At 71.1% G+C, this 15,103-nt stretch carries 10 protein-coding genes; 2 read left to right on the forward strand and 8 right to left on the reverse strand.

All coding sequences use genetic code 11. From position 1 onward, the window contains the following. Window positions 1-33 precede the first annotated feature (33 nt). From J421_RS22460 to J421_RS22485, 6 genes are all read right to left on the reverse strand, one after another. A complete protein-coding gene (locus tag J421_RS22460) occupies window positions 34-2,850 on the reverse strand; it encodes a glycoside hydrolase family 2 protein (protein ID WP_025413427.1) in 2,817 nt (938 codons plus the stop codon). 13 nt (window positions 2,851-2,863) lie between these two features. Further along, the gene (locus J421_RS22465; protein ID WP_025413428.1) at window positions 2,864-3,943 is read right to left on the reverse strand and encodes a glycoside hydrolase family 43 protein; all 1,080 of its coding nucleotides are present in this window, start codon (window positions 3,941-3,943) and stop codon (window positions 2,864-2,866) included. Beyond that, window positions 3,934-4,980 (reverse strand): glycoside hydrolase family 43 protein, encoded by a 1,047-nt coding sequence (locus J421_RS22470; RefSeq protein ID WP_025413429.1) that lies wholly within the window; start codon window positions 4,978-4,980, stop codon window positions 3,934-3,936. Before J421_RS22470 ends, J421_RS22465 begins: the two co-directional genes overlap by 10 nt. Before the next feature lie 205 nt (window positions 4,981-5,185). Continuing rightward, complete coding sequence (locus J421_RS22475) at window positions 5,186-6,697, reverse strand: RagB/SusD family nutrient uptake outer membrane protein (RefSeq protein WP_025413430.1); 1,512 nt, start codon at window positions 6,695-6,697, stop codon at window positions 5,186-5,188. Between the two features lie 19 nt (window positions 6,698-6,716). Next, complete coding sequence (locus J421_RS22480; RefSeq protein WP_025413431.1) at window positions 6,717-9,848, reverse strand: SusC/RagA family TonB-linked outer membrane protein; 3,132 nt, start codon at window positions 9,846-9,848, stop codon at window positions 6,717-6,719. A 103-nt stretch (window positions 9,849-9,951) separates the two neighbouring features. Further along, window positions 9,952-11,034 (reverse strand): LacI family DNA-binding transcriptional regulator, encoded by a 1,083-nt coding sequence (locus tag J421_RS22485; RefSeq protein WP_025413432.1) that lies wholly within the window; start codon window positions 11,032-11,034, stop codon window positions 9,952-9,954. 344 nt (window positions 11,035-11,378) lie between these two features. Between J421_RS22485 and J421_RS22490 the strand changes: the two genes are divergently transcribed. After that, complete coding sequence (locus J421_RS22490) at window positions 11,379-12,449, forward strand: UDP-glucose--hexose-1-phosphate uridylyltransferase (RefSeq protein WP_025413433.1); 1,071 nt, start codon at window positions 11,379-11,381, stop codon at window positions 12,447-12,449. Beyond that, on the forward strand, window positions 12,450-13,613 hold the full coding sequence (gene galK / locus J421_RS22495; protein WP_025413434.1) for a galactokinase: 1,164 nt from the start codon (window positions 12,450-12,452) through the stop codon (window positions 13,611-13,613). A gap of 151 nt (window positions 13,614-13,764) precedes the next feature. Here the strand turns inward: galK and J421_RS22500 are convergent, their stop codons facing one another. Together J421_RS22500 and J421_RS22505 are read right to left on the reverse strand one after the other, a co-directional pair. Beyond that, the gene (locus J421_RS22500) at window positions 13,765-14,178 is read right to left on the reverse strand and encodes an HNH endonuclease (RefSeq protein ID WP_104022958.1); all 414 of its coding nucleotides are present in this window, start codon (window positions 14,176-14,178) and stop codon (window positions 13,765-13,767) included. A gap of 348 nt (window positions 14,179-14,526) precedes the next feature. Further along, complete coding sequence (locus tag J421_RS22505; RefSeq protein ID WP_025413436.1) at window positions 14,527-15,027, reverse strand: HIT family protein; 501 nt, start codon at window positions 15,025-15,027, stop codon at window positions 14,527-14,529. Window positions 15,028-15,103 lie beyond the last annotated feature (76 nt).

The following is a 15,103-nucleotide window of genomic DNA, read 5'->3' on the forward strand; positions in this document are numbered from 1 at the left end:
GCGCGGTCATCGTCGTCATGGAGACCTCCAGGTTCAGCGCGGCGTCGCGGCCGGTCGCGCATCGCGGAGCAGGAAGAGGACCGTCGGGTCGACGGGATACCGACCGAACCGCGAGCCGTAGATCGCGAGCCCCCCCGGCAGCGCATCGTCGACCTCGAGCCTAACGAGGACCTGGCCGGTGCGCGCGGCGGCGGCGAGCGCCGCGGCGGGGATCGGGACGCGCACGAGCTGTCCGTACGAGCCGGCCTCGCGCAGCTTGCGGTCGCGCAGCTGCGAGTGCCAGCTCAGGATGCCGCGGCTGTCGGCCGGATCGTCGGCGAGCTCCCAGCGGCCGGCGAGCTCGCCGTTCACGCGCACGGTCACCGCGCTCGGGAACTTCGTGTCGCCGGTCATCGGATAGCTGTTCGGGTTCGCGCTCGGGTCGTGGAAGCCGCCGCCGCGCATGTAGTCGCCGGCCTGCTTCATCGTCGAGTCGCGGTCCTTGCCGTTCAGCCGCTTCGCGGACGCCTCGACGAGGAACGTGGCGCCGGCCACCTGGCGCGCATCGAGCCCGTCAGGCCACGGGATGCGGTACTCGAAGAAGCCGCTCCCCGCCCCGTCCATCTTGAGCCCGTCGAGGATGGACCACTGCTTCAGCGACCAGCGCGAGTCGGCGACGCGCGCCGCGGGGACGCGCGCCACGCGCACGCGCTCGCCCGTCGCGAGCGTCGCGTCGGCCGGCGGCTCGCCCTCGACGATGAACGTCGTGAAGTTGCGCTGCAGCACCGTGCCGCCGGCGTCCTCGAGCCGCACCGCGAGCACGGCGACGGCGGGCTCGTTAGGCATCGTGACGGGGAGCGGCGCCAGCGCCTGCGACAGGTACGGCCGGTACGGCACGCGCCGAGTGGTGGTCGCGTAGCTCTTGCGCTCGCCGAGCGCGTTCCAGCCGTACAGCTCCGCGCGCAGCAGGAGCGAGTCGCCGTACGCCGTGCTGCTGGTGAGGAACGACGCGTACAGCGGCACGTCGACGCGCGTGCCGGGCCGTACGGCGGTGCTGAGATCGGGCGCGCCGACCGCGAGGTAGAGCGGCGCGTGGAGATCGTTCAGCGTCATCCCCGACACGAGGTCGCCGAAGCCGGTCTCCTTGTTCGACCGGTCGAAGCGCCAGTAGCCGTTCCACTCGTTGATGACGTCGTGGTGCTCGGTGTACAGCCAGCCCGAGAGCTTCGGGTGGCGGCGGAACGCGTCGACGGCGCGGTGATAGTCCCAGCTCCAATCGACGTCTCCGGTGCTGCCCTCGTAGCCCCACACGTTGCCGAACTCCGAGTTCAGCATCGGCTGCCGCCCCTGCGTCCACGGCCGCTCGAAGTTCCACGGCGAGCCGGCGAACGTGCTGTCGCTGAAGCGGTCGAGCAGACGCTCCCACTCCCAGCCGGGCTGGTACTCGTGCCACGAGTTGAGGTCCGTCTCGGTGTGGCCGCGGCGGCAGCACACGGAGTTGTCCTCGACGAGGCGCGTGGAGTCGAGCGACTTCGCGAGCCGGTACACGCTCGCGACTTTCCGCTGCGTCTCCGGCAGATAGCGGTCGCGCCCGTCGACCTTCGTGAGCAGCCCCCACGTCTCGTTGAACGTGATCCACGAGAACACCGCGGGGTGGTTGTAGTCGCGGTCGATCATGCCGCGCAGCGCGACCTCGTGCTCGCGGAAGCCCAGCGAATCCGGCTGGCCCCACCAGTTCGGCACGTCGGCCATGATGAGGACCCCGAGCTTGTCGGCCCAGTACAGCTTGCGCGGCGCCTCGACCTTGATGTGCTCGCGCAGCCCGTTCAGCCCGATGCGGCGCGCGCGCAGGATCTCGTCGCGCAGGATGCTGTCGGTGGGGAACGTGTAGAAGCCGGTCGGGTGGTAGGCCTGGTCGAGCGCGAGCTCCAGGAACACCGGCTTGCCGTTGATCGCCACGTACGGGTACGTCGTGCCCGGCAGGTTCGCGACGGAGATGGTGCGCATGCCGAAGTACGTGCGCACGCGGTCCTCGACGATCCCCTCCCCGGTCACGCTCGCCGTCACCTCGTGCAGGAACGGGTCGTCGAGCGACCAGCGGTGCGCGTTCGGCAGCGGCACGTCGAGGCGCGCCGTGGTGGCGCCGCGCGGGATGCGCGCCGTGACGGTCGGCTGTCCGTCGCGGTTCGTGAACGTGAGGCGCAGCGTGAGGTCGCGCGGCGCCGGCTCGCGCAGCCGCGCGTCGACGCGCACGCCGGCGAGGTCGGTGCGCGGCGTGAAGTGCACCGCCTCGAGCGGATCGCCGCCGCGCGCCTCGAGGTACACGGTCTGCCACATGCCGCGCGCCTTCCCGTAGCCCTGCTTCCCCTCGAGCTTGAAGTCGTGCGGCGTGTCGTCGACGCGGACGACGAGGCGGTGCGCGGTGCCTAACGACACGTCGCGCGGGAGCTCGAGCGAGAACGGCGTGTAGCCGCCCTGGTACTCGCCGAGCTTCACGCCGTCGAGCCACGCCGAGGTGCGCCAGTCGGACGCGCCGAAGACGAGGAAGACGCGCCGGCCGCGCCACGCCTCGGGCACCGTGACCTCGCGCGCGTACCACCCGATGTCGGCGCTGTCCGGCACGCCCGACGCCGGCGCGCCCCACGAGAACGGCACGAGGATGCGGTGCGCGAACGTGGCGGTTCCGCTCGGCCAGCCGAGCCGCTCGCCCTCGTCGCGCGCGTCGAACGCGAAGCGCCACCGTCCGTTCAGGTTCAGCCACTCGGCCCGCTCGAAGTCGGGGCGCGGGTGCTCGGGGAGCGGGATGGAGTCGCTCGGCTGAGCCGACGCGGCGGTGCCTAACAGGAGCGCGAGGGCGGCGAGAAGGCGCATGACGTCGAGGTTGTTATCGTGGTACGGCGGGCGCCGGCCGGCTGCCGGTCGACGGATGGCCGCGGTCGATCGTGGGCCAGCCGTCGCGGTAGACGATCGGATCCATCAGCAGCACGCGGCGCGTGTTCGGCGCATCCGAGGCGCCGCGCGACCGCAGCGTGTCGACGGCGTGGTACAGCATCCAGTCGACGCCGGCCGCGTCGCGGATGACGGAGTTGTGTCCCGGCGCGCGCCACCCCGCCCCGCTCTCGAGGATCACGCTCTGCGGCCGCGCGGTCGCCGCGGCGAGCGTCTCGAACGGCCCCGTGGCGGCGCGGCTGCGCGCGACCATCACGCCGTAGTGCGCGTGCGGGCCGCAGCAGTTGTCGCCGGAGTAGAACAGATAGTACCACGGCGCCCGATACGTCACCCACGCCCCCTCGACGAGCCGCTGGTAGCGCGTGCTGTCGTCGCTGCGCTCGATGCCCACGAGCGGCATGGGCGCGCTCCCCGCCGCGAACGACACGCGGTCGTCGGCGAGGCGCTGCACGCGGATCGGCCCGAAGCCGGAGCCCCAGTACAGCAGCGGCGCGCCGGTGGCGGGGTCGTCGAACTGCATCGGGTCGATGTTCAGGAACGCGGGGCCGCACTGCAGCGGATGCCCGACGTCGGTGAACGGCCCGGCCGCGGTGCGCGCCGTCGCGACGGCGAGGCAGAGGCCGCGCGTGCTGTCGGTGAGCGCCGCGTCCGGCTTGGCCGAGTAGTACAGGAAGAACGTGCCCCCGTGCTCGGCGACGTGCGGCGCCCAGAAGTCCTGGGTGCGACGCGCCCACGTCGGCTTCGTGGGGAGCGCGTCGCCGAGCCGCTCCCAGTGCACGAGGTCGCGCGAGCGGGCGGCCTGGATGTTGACCCACTCGACGCTGGTCGCCGTGCGGCGGTCGGTCTGCGTGCCGTAGACGTAGTACCAGCCGTCGGACGCGCGGAGCACCGCGGGATCGGGGAAATCCGCGTCGAGCACCGGGTTCGCGTACGTCGCGGGTGCTTGCTGCCTAACGGGCGTGCACGCGACGGCCGCGGCCAGGGCGGCGCCTAACGCGATACGGCTCACCGGCACGTCCCCGACGGCGCCGGCAACGGCTCCCGATCGGGAACCGGCGTGCCGAAGTCCGGCGCGCCGTCGGGCTTCCAGCCGAACCGCTGCAGCCGGACGACGCGGTTCCAGCCCGGCGTGGTGGAGACCTTCGCGTGGTACGCGATCCAGTCCTCGCGCCCGTCGGGCGACGTCGTGAAGCTCGCGTGGCCGACGCCGAAGACGGTGTCGGTGCCCTCGAACACGGGCCCCGACTTCGCCCAGCTCGCGGAGTCGAGGGGATCCGCGTCGGCGGCGCGGAGGCGGAGCTGGCCGAGCCGGTAGGCGCGCAGCCACGACTCGCGCGTGGAGTAGACGAGGAACGTCGCGCCGTCGTGCGCCAGCAGCTCGGGCCCCTCCTGCAGATCGAGCTCGGTGCCGCGCTCCCACGCCGCGGTGGGCGACGAGATGCGCGCGCGGTTCGTGGCGACGGTGTACGGGTTCGTCATGCGCGCCGCGTAGAGGTGCTGCGGCGTCTTGTCGGTCGCCGCGTCGCCGGTCCAGCCGGACCAGAACGCGTAGAGCTGCCCGTTCACGCGCCCGACCGTGAGGTCGATCGCCCAGTACGGGTGCGCGCCGGTGGCGACGGAGTCGCCGGTGTAGAGCATGCCGCGGTCGACGTACGCGCCCTGCGGGTCGTCGGTCGCCGACTCGAGCACGCCGGCGCGCTGCGACAGGTACGGCGGCCCGGAGCGGCCGGCAGCGTAGTACACGTACCAGCGTCCGTCGATGAAGTGGAGCTCGGGCGCCCACACGTTGCTGCGGTTCCATCCCGTATCCGGCGCGGACCAGATCCGCACGCTGTCGCGCGCCGGGTGCGTGAGGTCGCGCGAGCGGTATACCCAGATCGCGCGCCCGTGCGACTGCACGAGGTAGTACGTGTCGCCGCGCCTGACGATCCACGGATCCGCGCCGGGCATGACGGGGTTCGTGAACGTGCACGCCGCGACCGCCGGTGCGCGCGCGACGGTGGGCGCGCAGCCGAGGAGCAGGATCGTGGGAAGAAGCGGTCGGGTCGACACGTGGCTGTTTGAATTGAACCGCAGAGGACGCAGAGGGCCGCAGAGAACGTCGACTTCTTCAACCACAGAGGACACGGAGGACACGGAGGAAACCAAACCTCTTGAAGGGTTTTCCTCTGTGTCCTCTGTGTCCTCTGTGGTTCAAACGAAGAGGGCAGTCCTCTACGGTCCTCCGCGTCCTCTGCGGTTCAGATCGAAACGGTCCTCACCACCCCGGATTCTGCTTCACGTTCGGGTTGAGGTTCCGTTCTCGCTGCGGTATCGGCAGCACCTGCGATTGTCCGGGCACGAACGTGTTGAAGTCCGTGTCGTGTGATCGCAGCGTCGCGATGTCGGTGAACAGATTCTGACGTCCGAGGTCGAGCCACCGCTGCCCCTCGAGGCCGAACTCGAGCAGGCGCTCCTTCAGGATCGCGGCGCGCGCCGCGGCCTGCGACAGCGACGTCGCGAGCGGCGCGAGGCCGACGCGAGCGCGCACCTGGTTCACGAGCGGGATCGCCTGCGCCGTCTGCCCCTGCTCGTTCAGCGCCTCGGCCTGCATGAGCAGCACGTCGGCGTAGCGCAGCACCTTGAAGTTGATCTGCGCCTCCCACGTCTGGTCGTTCGAGCCCGTGTAGTACTCGCCGTACTTCTTGAAGTAGAGGCGCGTCGTGTCGCCGTAGTTGCCCGGGTCGTCGCGCGCCCACTGCGCCCAGCTCTTCGCGTACACCGGCGTGCTGGGCCCCTTGTAGTAGAAGATCGTCGCGTCGAGACGCGGGTCGACCTGCTTCGTCGTCGTGGAATCGAGGAAGAACTGCTGGAAGTACCAGCGCGTCGGCCGCCCGTCGCAGTAGCCCGGCCCGCACGCGCCGGCCATCTTCGCGATGTTCAGCCCGCAGAGCCCCTGGCCGCAGAGGTCCACGTTGCCCATCTGCACCTCGAAGAGGCTCTCCGGCCCGTTGTTCCCCTCACGACGGAACAGCGTCGCGTAGTCGGGCACGAGCGAGTAGCTACCGAACTGCCCCGCGATGATCGGCGCCAGCGCCGCCGAGGCCTGCGCCCACTTCCGCTCCTGGAGCAGCGTCTTGCCGAGCATGCCCTGCGCAGCGCCCGCCGTCGCGGCGCCGCCGGACTGCGACATGAGCTGCTTCGGCAGCGCGGCCGCCGCCTCCGTGAAGTCCTTCTCGATCTGCGCCCACACCGTCGCGCTGTCCGAGCTCGCCGGGCGGTCGGTCGCCGTCGGCGGCGTCGTGATGAGCGGGATGTTCGCGCCGTAGAGCGTCATGAGGTGGAAGTACCCGAGCCCGCGCAGGAACTTGCCCTCGGCGACGTTCTTCGACTTCTGGGCGGCGTCCATGTTGATGTTCGGCACGTTCGCGATCACCAGGTTCGCCCGGTTGATCAGCGTGTACGTGTCGTTCCACGTGTCGCGGCTGACGTCGAAGTCGTAGCCCGACGGGAACTGGAACTTCGAGAACGAGTTCAGCTCCGGCCACGGGCTCGTGTTCGTGGTGCCGATGTCCGAGCGCGTGTCGTACGAGAACGCCTGCCAGCGCTGGAACGTGCCGAGGCGCAGCAGCGTGTTGTACGTCGCGGTGACGCCGGCCTGCGCGTCCGCCGCGGTCTGCCAGAAGTTGCCGGAGCTCGGCGCGTTCGGGTCGGTGATGTCCACGTCGTTGCGGCACGCCGCGAGGGCGGCGGCGCCGGCGAGCGCCGTGAGAAATGTGCGAAGTCGCATGGCGGTGTGTGTTAGGCGCTCAGAAGCGGACGTCGAGGCCGAGCGTGATCGTGCGCGGGTTGGGATAGATCAGGCCATCGTCCACGCCGCGCGCGAGCGGGTCGCCGAAGCCGAGCACCTCGGGATCGTAGCCGGAGTACTTCGTGAACGTGTAGAGGTTCTGGAGGTTCACGTACACGCGCGGCCGCTCGGTGCCCGAGATGCGCATGCTCGAGAGCAGCCGCTGCGGGATGCTGTAGCCGAGCACCACGTTCTGGATGCGCACGAAGTTGCCGCTCTCCAGCCAGCGGTCGCTCGCCGGGTCGCCGTTCACCGCGTCGCCGAACACCGCGCGCGGGGTCGACGTGTTCGTGTTGCTCGTCGTCCACGGGTTGTAGCCCGCGCGCAGGTTGCTGAGCCCCGTCGTGCGCTCCGTCGCGAACTTGATCGCGTTGAAGATCTTGTTGCCGAACGAGCCGCGGAAGTTCAGGCCGAGGTCGATCGACTTCCAGTGCGAGTCGAAGAACAGGCCGCCGGTGACCTTCGGGATCGGGTTGTCGAAGAAGACGCGATCCTGGTCGTTGATCGTGCCGTCGGCGTTCTGATCGACGAAGCACAGGTCGCCCGGCTGCGCGCGCGGCTGCGCCTTGTGCGCCGTGACGTCCGCAGCCGTCTGGAAGATGCCGCACGTCTCCTTCAGGTAGAACGCGCCGATCGGGTGACCGACCGCCGTGCGCGCGACGCCCACGTCGCCGAAGCCCGACGAGATCGGCTGGCCGCCGTTGCCGAGCGACACGACGCGGTTCGCCGTCGTCGTCAGGTTCAGCGTCGTGTTCAGGTCGAAGTCGCCGCGGTCGAGGCGGTGCGTCAGCCCGAGCTCGAAACCCGCGTTGCGCACCTTACCGGCGTTCACGAACGGGTTGCGGTCCGACGCGAGCGAGCCGGGAAGCGGCAGCTGCACGAGCAGCTGGTCGGCGATGTTGACGTAGTAGTCCGCCGTGAGCGACAGACGGTTGTCGAACAGCCCGAGGTCGAAGCCGACGTCCGTGGAGCGGTTGCGCTGCCACTTCAGGTCGGTGTTCGCGAGCACCGTCTGTGTCGCGCCGCCGGAGATCACCGTCGCGCCGCTCGGCCCGTTGCTCACGTAGTTGATGTTCTGCGAGACCGGCGAGAAGTACGCGAGGTCGCCGATGTTCTGATCGCCGAGCACGCCGGTGCTCGCGCGCAGCTTGAAGAAGTCGGCGCTGCCGAGCATCGGGACACCCTTCCAGAAGCCCTCCTCGCTCACCACCCACCCGATCGAGCCGGCGCCGAACTGGCCGCAGCGATTGCCGGGGCTGAAGCGCGACGAGCAGTCGCGGCGCACGCTCCCGGTGAGGAGATAGCGGTCCTTGAACGAGTACGTCGCGCGGCCGAGCACCGAGTTCGTGCGGAACGGCGTGTAGAAGCCGCCGTTCGTGAAGCCGGTCGTCGAGCCGGCGTTCAGCTGCTGCAGCTGCTCGTTCGAGAAGCCCTGCCGGAACGCGGAGAGCTGCTGGTAGCTGTTGTTCTGCGACGTCTGGCCGGCGACGGCGGAGAGGCGATGGTTGCCGCCGCCGAACGTGCCGTCGTAGTTCAGCAGGTTCTCGTACAGGAGCTGCTGCGTGTTCGGCTGCTCCTGGAACAGCGACGCGCCGGTGAGCACGGGCGTCAGGTAGCGCACCTGCGCGGAGCTCGTCCACACGCGGTGCAGCAGGTCGTTGTAGTCGAGACCGAGGTTGAGGCGGTAGCGCAGGTTGCCGACGATCTTCACCTCGCCGAACGCGGTGCCGATGACCTGGTTGGAGCGCGTGCGGTTGGAGTTGTTCGTCAGCACCGCGACCGGGTTCACGCCGTAGTTCGGGTTCGCGTCGCTGCCGTAGCCCCAGCCGCCCGGGTTGTTCGGATCGCGGATCGGGATCGTCGGCAGCAGGCTCACGACGTCGATGAGCGGCAGCGCCTGACCGCCGAAGATGCCGTTCGGGTACGCGCGCTGGTTCGACTGCGAGATGGCGAGCGCCTCACCGACGGTGATGCGGCCGCGCGTCGCGTCGGAGTTCACGCGCACGCTGTAGCGGCGGAAGTCGGTGTTGATGACCGTGCCCTTCTGGTCGAGCACCGAGCCGCTCAGCAGGTAGCTCGCGCTCGTCGTGCCGCCGGACGCGGTGAGGTTGTAGTTCTGGATCGCGCCCCGCTGGAACAGCGCGTCCTGCCAGTCGGTGTTGATCGACGCGCCGCCCGACACGCCCGCCGGCGGCGTCTGCCCCGCGGCGGCGTACGCAGCCTTGAACACGTTCTGGAACTCGGCGGCGTTCATGAGCGGGATCCGCTTCGGGATCTGCTGGAAGCCGTAGTACGTGTTCAGCGCGAAGCGGCTCGGCCCGTTCGCGCCGCGCTTCGTCGTGATGACGATGACGCCGTTCGACGCCTGCGCGCCGTACTGCGCGGCAGCGGAGGCGTCCTTCAGGATGTTGATCGACGCGATGTCGTCGGGGTTGATGTTCGGGTTCTGCTGCCCGACGTACATGCCGTCGACGACGTAGAGCGGCGACGGGTTGCCGAAGCCGTTCTGCCCGCGCACGACGATCGACGCGGGGCGACCGGGCTGGCCGCTCGCGGCGATCTGCACGCCGGGCGCGCGGCCGCGCAGCGCCTCCTCCACCGTGGCCACCTTCTGGTCCTGGATGTCGGAGGAGGTGACGGTGGAGACGGCGCCGGAGATGTCGCGGCGCTGCTCGTTCGTGTAGCCGACGACCGACACCGCGGTGAGCGTGGTGGCCGACGCGGTGAGCGTGACGTCGACGGTGAGCGTCTGGCCGTCGCCGACGGTGACCTGCTGGGTGACGGGCGTGTAGCCGATGCGCGCGGCGCGCAGCGTGTACGTGCCGGCGGGGACGCCGCTGATGGAGTAGCGGCCGTCGTCGCCGGCCACCGCGCCGTAGCCGGTGCCGGTGAGCGCGACCTGTGCGCCGACGAGCGGCTGGCCGTTGTCGCCGCGCACGGTGCCGGTGACGCGTGCCGTACCGCGCGGCTGCTGCGCACCCGCCGCGGGGGCGAGCGCGGTGGTGGCCAGCGCAGCCGGCGCCCACGCGAGCCCGAGGGCGGTCAGCAGCCCTGCGGTCGCCCGCGCCGAGCGGTAGAAGGGGTAGATCACGAGACGATCCTCCGCGAGAAACGGGGTGAACGAGCCCGCCTAACGGCGCGGGTCTGAGAGAGACGAGGCGTGATGGTGTGCATGGTCCGCACGGCGCTCGGCGTCAGGCCCGCGCCGCGGTGCCGCGGCGGGGACGTGGAAGGGCGGCGGGAAGCGCGGCCGCCGGCGCCGCCGTGGAGCCGCGCACGACGAGCTCCGCGTCGAGGTAGACCTTCTCGGGCGCGAGCTGCTGCTGCGACTCGATCTGTCGGATGAGCATGCGCGCGGCGCGGTCGCCCATCTCGTGCTTCGGGACGTGCAGCGACGTGAGCGGCACGGCGAGGTACTCGCACAGCGGCACGTCGTCGTAGCCGACCACCGAGACGTCCTCCGGCACGCGCAGCCCGAGCTCGCGCAGCGCGCGACAGAGCCCGATGGCGACGAGGTCGTTGTAGCAGGTGACGCCGGTGGGACGCGGCCGCGCGTCGTCGCCGAACAGCGCGAGGCCGGCGCGGTAGCCGTCGGCGAGGTGCGCGCCGGCGGGGACGATGACGTCGTCGGTGAACGCGAGGTGCGACGAGCTGAACGCGCGGTGCACGCCCGCGACGCGCTCCTCGGAGTGCGCGGAGTACGCGGGGCCGGCGAGGTGGACGACGCGCGCGTGGCCTAACGCGAACAGGTGCTCGACGGCGCGGCGCGACCCCTCGACGTTGTCGACGTCGACGATGCTCGCGCGCACGCCGCGCACCGCCTCGAGGAGGACGAACGGCACGTTGCGCCGCTTCAGCTCGAAGAAGTGCGAGAGGTCGGCGTGCTCGTCGAGCACCGGCGTGGCGATGATGCCGTCGACGTCCTTGCCGCGGAGCATGGCGACCGCGCGGTGCTCGGCGCCGTAGTCGCCCTCGGACGAGACGACGAGGAGCGTGTAGCCGGCGGCGATGGCGGCGGCGCGGGCACCGGCGATGACGTCGGCGTAGTACGGGTTGTCGTACTCCTTGATGACGACGGCGATCGAGCGGTCGCGTCGGGCGACGGCGCGGCCGGCGAGCTGCGTCGGGCGATAGTTCAGCAGCTCGATGGCGGCGAGGACGCGGTCGCGCGTGGCGTCCTTCACGGTGTCCGACTCGTTGAGGACCGCGGACACCGTGGCCTTCGAGACGCCCGCCGACGCGGCGACGTCGCTGATCGTGGGACGCTTGGCGGCCATCGCGGTACGGGAGCGGGGCAGCAGCGTTTCGTCCGAACGTCCGAACAAGTTCGGCCGGTTCGACTCGGTTCAGCGAGGCGGAACGTGCTCGGCGTCCACGCCCGTGTCAAGCTGTGGGACCCCGCCGAGCGGGCCGTCGTCACCGCACTCGACCGCGCCGGCCGGGTCGCCCGGTCGACCGGGCGCCGCCTTGACAGCGGGGCGCTTCCTCCTGTACTCAGTGAACGCGCCGAACGCTCCCGAACCGGTTCGGCGACCGAGCGCGGGCGACGCCACCCGGGCGCGGACCGTGCAGCACGCGGGCGCCGCCAGTCACCACCGACGGAGCCGACGGAGACCTGCCCGTGACCGACCTCGCTGCCCTCGCCGAGCACCCGCACCGCCGCCGCAACGCCCTGAGCGGCGAGTGGGTGCTCGTCTCGCCGCATCGCAACCAGCGGCCGTGGCAGGGACAGGTCGAGAAGCACGCGCAGTCGCACCGCCCGGCGTACGACCCGACCTGCTACCTGTGCCCCGGCAACGCGCGCGCGGGCGGCGCGGAGAACCCGACGTACACGAGCACGTTCGTCTTCGACAACGACTTCGCCGCGCTGCGCCCGGGCCCCGCGCCCGACGCCGAGCCGCCGAGCGACGCGGATCTGTTCGTCGCGTCGCCCGAGCCGGGACGCTGCCGCGTGATCTGCTTCTCGCCGCGCCACGACCTCACGCTCCCCGACATGGCGCTGCCGGCGATCCGCGGCGTCGTCGACACGTGGGCCGAGCAGTACGCGCTGTTAGGCAGCGACCCGGCCATCGGCCACGTGCAGATCTTCGAGAACAAGGGCGAGATCATGGGGTGCAGCAACCCGCACCCGCACGGGCAGATCTGGGCGCAGGCGTCGCTGCCGCTGCACGTTGCGCGCGAGCACGAGCGGCAGCGCGCGCACCACGACCGCCACGGCCGCACGCTGCTCGCGGACTATCTCGCCGAGGAGCTGCGCCGCGACGAGCGCATCGTCGTCGCGAACGACGCGTTCGTCGTCGTCGTGCCGTGGTGGGCGGTGTGGCCGTTCGAGACGCTCGTCGTCGCGCGCCGTCCCGTCGCGCACCTCGGCGAGCTCACCGACGCCGAGCGCGACGGGCTGGCCGACATCGTGCAGCGGGTCACGCGGCGCTACGACAACCTGTTCGACGTGTCGTTCCCGTACTCCGCCGGCATCCACCAGGCGCCGACCGACGGCCAGGCGCATCCGGAGTGGCACCTGCACCTGCACTTCTTCCCGCCGCTGCTGCGCTCCGCGACCGTGCGCAAGTTCCTCGTCGGCTACGAGATGCTCGGCGAGCCGCAGCGCGACCTCACGGCGGAGACCGCGGCGGCGCGGCTCCGTGCGCTCCCCGAGACGCCGCTCGCCGACAAGGCCGAACCGCTCCCGTAAGTGCCTAACGAATCCGCAGACCCGCGCGCGCGCGTCGTCGACGCGTTCGCGACGCACTTCGACCACGCGCCGCCGCTGCTCGCCCGCGCGCCCGGTCGCGTGAACCTCATCGGCGAGCACACCGACTACAACGACGGGTTCGTGCTCCCCGTGGCGATCGACCGCGCGTGCTGGATCGCGTTCCAGCCGCGCGACGACGCGCTCCTCGGCCTCGAGTCGCTCGACACGGAGAGCGCGGCGGCCATCGAGCTCGCGCATCTCCCGGCGCAGCGCGAGGGCTCGTGGGTGGACTACGCCGTCGGCGTGGCGTGGGCGCTTGGCGAGGCGGGGCTCGCGCCGCGGCGCGGGCTCGAGGGGATGATGTCGGGCGACGTGCCCCAGGGCGCGGGGCTCTCGTCGAGCGCGGCGCTGGAGCTGGCGGTCGCGCGCGCGCTCGCCGCGACGTCGGAGCTGCCGTGGGATCCCGCGCGCATGGCGCTCATCGCGCAGCGCGCCGAGAACGCGTTCGTCGGCGTGAAGAGCGGCATCATGGACCAGATGATCTCCGCGTCCGGCCGCGCCGGCCACGCGCTGCTGCTCGACTGCCGCACGCTGGAGACGCGCCACGTGCCCGTGCCGCCGGGCGCCGCGGTGGTCGTGCTCGACACCGCGACCCGGCGCGAGCTCGTGACGTCGGCGTACAACGAGCGCCGCGCGCAGTGCGAGCGGGCCGCCGCGTTCTTCGGTGTGAAGGCGCTGCGCGACGTCGACGTCGCGACGTTCGAGGCCCGCGAGGCGGAGCTGGACGACGTCACGCGGCGGCGCGCGCGCCACGTCGTCACCGAGAACGCGCGCACCCTCGCCGCCGCCGACGCACTGGCGCGCGGCGACCTCGCCGAGATGGGACGCCTCATGGACGCGAGCCACGCGAGCCTGCGCGACGACTTCGAGGTGAGTCGCCGCGAGCTCGACGCGATCGTGGAGATCGCGCGCGCGCAAGCCGGCTGCTGGGGCGCGCGCATGACCGGCGCCGGCTTCGGCGGGTGCGCCGTCGCGCTCGGCGAGGCCGGTCGGGCCGAGACGATCGCGGCCGAGGTGGCACGGCGGTACGAGGCGGAAGTGGGATTGAAGCCCGCCGTCTACGTCTGCACGCCGTCCGACGGGGCGAGCCTGGAGCGGGTCTAGCGCGCCATGCACGACTCCACGTACGTGTTTGTGTGGGACTGAAGAAGGACTGAAGAAGGAGAACACAGCAAGAAAGTGTTGGTCCTTCTTCAGTCTCTCTTCAGTCCTTCTTCAGTCCTTCAGTCACTCGTACGTGGAGTCTCGTCGGTCCTCACGCGGCGTACGCGAGGCTCACCGCCCGCTTGGCGCTCCGCTTCAGCGCGCGATGCACGGTGCGCGCGTACCGGACGAAGTTCTGCCCCGCCCATGGATTGCGCAGGAAGAACTCGAGCGGGAGCATGTCGGCCTTCATGCGGTTGCACGGTCCGCACGCGGCGACGACGTTGCCGGCGACGTCCGGCCCGCCCTTCGCGCGCGGGTACACGTGGTCGAGCGTCGCCGACTCGATGCACAGCGCGGCCGCGCAGTAGACGCAGCGCCGGCCGCAGTCGCGCAGCGCGGCGGCCTTCAAGGCGCGTTTGGCGAACAATTCGGCCATCTCGCGCGGCCGACGGAAGCCGCGGCGCGGCGAGCGGGCGAGCATGTGGCGAGGAACGTTGCGGCGGATCGCGGCGGGTCGGGGCATGAGACCTCGTCGGAAGTGGGCTACAACGGCGACGCCCCGCTCCGGGCCAGGGCCCGGATGCGGGGCGTCAGACGGTCGCTGCTCAGCGTGCGGCGCCTACGGGTCGCGCTCGTCGGTCGTCTCGGTCTCCCCCGCTGCGCCATCCCGCGTCCTCCGATGTCGGGTCGTCACGCTGCCTACCGTGACTAACGCAGCGGGCGTGCCAGATGTTGCAGGGGGCCTGATACGGCGGCGCTAATACTACGGCGCCGATGGGGCGGCGCTGAGAACCCGGCGCTGATCCCGCGCGTTTTCAGCGCCGGAGGTTCAGCGCCGCCTCACCAGCGCCGATTGAGCAGCGCCGCCTCATCAAACCCCGGCGGAGTCGGTGACGCGGCGGCGCGGCGGCTCGGGGCGCAGCGACTCGCGCATCGGATCGCGCAGGTCGGCGATGATGCGCGCGGCGATCGCCTCGAGCCGCAGACGGTCCGGCATCTCCGAGCCGCCGAACGGCAGCGGCACGTCGAAGCCGTCGCCGGCGCGCCGCGGGATGATGTGGATGTGATAGTGGAACACGTCCTGCCCCGCGGCCGAGCCGCTGTTGACGACGATGTTCAGGTCGTGCAGCCCCGTGACGCGCTGGATCGCCGGGATGAGCTGGAGCGTCACGTCGTAGAGGTGCCGCCCCACGTCGCGCGGCACGTCCTCGAGGCGCTCGTAGTGCTCGCGCGGCACCACCAGCACGTGCCCGTCGTTCACCGGCTGGATGTCCATGAACGCGAGCGCGTCGGCGTCCTCGTAGCAGACGGAGACCTCCGCCGCGCCGTGGATGAGATCGCAGAACGGACAGTGCGGGGGTGTCTTCGACATGCGAGTCCTCGGCCTGGTTGAGCTGTGCGGAGGAAGGAAAAGTGCATTCGACGGGCCAGCGCGGCGGCGGTCCGCC

Origin of the sequence: Gemmatirosa kalamazoonensis (assembly GCF_000522985.1) — a bacterium.
GTDB lineage: Bacteria > Gemmatimonadota > Gemmatimonadetes > Gemmatimonadales > Gemmatimonadaceae > Gemmatirosa > Gemmatirosa kalamazoonensis.

Excerpts from the sequence above, each read along its gene's own strand:
- J421_RS22475 (WP_025413430.1), bottom strand. The coding sequence starts at position 6,697 with ATGCGACTTCGCACATTTCTCACGGCGCTCGCCGGCGCCGCCGCCCTC.
- J421_RS22485 (WP_025413432.1), bottom strand. The coding sequence starts at position 11,034 with ATGGCCGCCAAGCGTCCCACGATCAGCGACGTCGCCGCGTCGGCGGGC.
- J421_RS22460 (WP_025413427.1), bottom strand. The coding sequence starts at position 2,850 with ATGCGCCTTCTCGCCGCCCTCGCGCTCCTGTTAGGCACCGCCGCGTCG.
- J421_RS22500 (WP_104022958.1), bottom strand. The coding sequence starts at position 14,178 with ATGCCCCGACCCGCCGCGATCCGCCGCAACGTTCCTCGCCACATGCTC.
- J421_RS22505 (WP_025413436.1), bottom strand. The coding sequence starts at position 15,027 with ATGTCGAAGACACCCCCGCACTGTCCGTTCTGCGATCTCATCCACGGC.